This window comes from Mesorhizobium sp. M7A.F.Ca.CA.002.09.1.1, from assembly GCF_003998555.1.
Classification (GTDB): Bacteria; Pseudomonadota; Alphaproteobacteria; order Rhizobiales; family Rhizobiaceae; genus Mesorhizobium; species Mesorhizobium ciceri.
Genome location: NZ_RZRR01001423.1, coordinates 1 through 791, shown reverse-complemented (window position 1 = coordinate 791; position 791 = coordinate 1). Strand labels below are relative to the sequence as shown.

The following is a 791-nucleotide window of genomic DNA, read 5'->3' as shown; positions in this document are numbered from 1 at the left end:
CAGGCCGGATATCGGTGGGGCAGGTGATGGAAATGCTCGACAAGGCCGACACCAGCCCGGTCGCCAGGCAAACGCTGGTCGCCTATGTCGCCGGGGTTGGCGAAGCCGCCGGCGTGATCGCCGACACGATCGGCAATGGCGGCCTCGTTTCCTGCAAGAGTTCTTTCGGCCTGGATACACGAGCGGTGCGCGCCGCCCTTGAAGCGGGCGCCCCTCGTCAGGGTAACTGGTCTCAGACACCGGCGACGCCACTGATCATTGCCGACATGGTCAAGCGTGCCGGTTGCAGGACCAGGAATTGAGCCTGGCGATCCGCTGGTTCTCAGTCGCGCGACAATCCTGTCGCGCGACTATTCCCAACCTGCGACCCCCGCGCGCGATCAGCGAGTGCGGTTCCAGAGCTCAATCGAAAAACGCCTCGACTACGTTGCGCTTGCCGAGCATGAAGGCGTCAGCGACATGCTGGAGCGGGGCCAGATCGACATCGGAAACGCCGGCGCGCACGATCTCGGCGAAGCGCTTGTAGAGCATCGGATATTCCGCTTCCGGCTCTTCGTGAATGAGCTTGCCATCGATGGCGGGCTTCGAGCCGCCGCCCGACAGCGCCATGGCGCCCTTGTCGGTGTCGGCCAGGATGTCCCAGCTTTGCGGGCCTGTCTGCAGCCAGTCGAGGTCCATCGTCACCGGCAGGCCATTCGAGGTGCGGAAGGTGACGCGCGCGGCAACCGGGGAGGCGCGGTTTTCGGGAAAGTCGAGCACCGCCGAGGAGATGCACATGGCCGGCCGGATAT

Annotated in this window: 1 protein-coding gene and 1 pseudogene; one reads left to right on the top strand and one right to left on the bottom strand. The window is 64.9% G+C overall.

The annotated features are described in order from the left end of the window. A partial coding sequence (locus EN994_RS33715; RefSeq protein ID WP_127308270.1) for a chlorophyllide reductase occupies nt 1–302 on the top strand: 302 nt, incomplete at its 5' end. A 100-nt stretch (nt 303–402) separates the two neighbouring features. On the opposite strand, the pseudogene EN994_RS33710 reads toward EN994_RS33715, so the two are convergent. Beyond that, a pseudogene (locus tag EN994_RS33710) lies at nt 403–791 on the bottom strand (gfo/Idh/MocA family oxidoreductase); the annotation flags it as partial.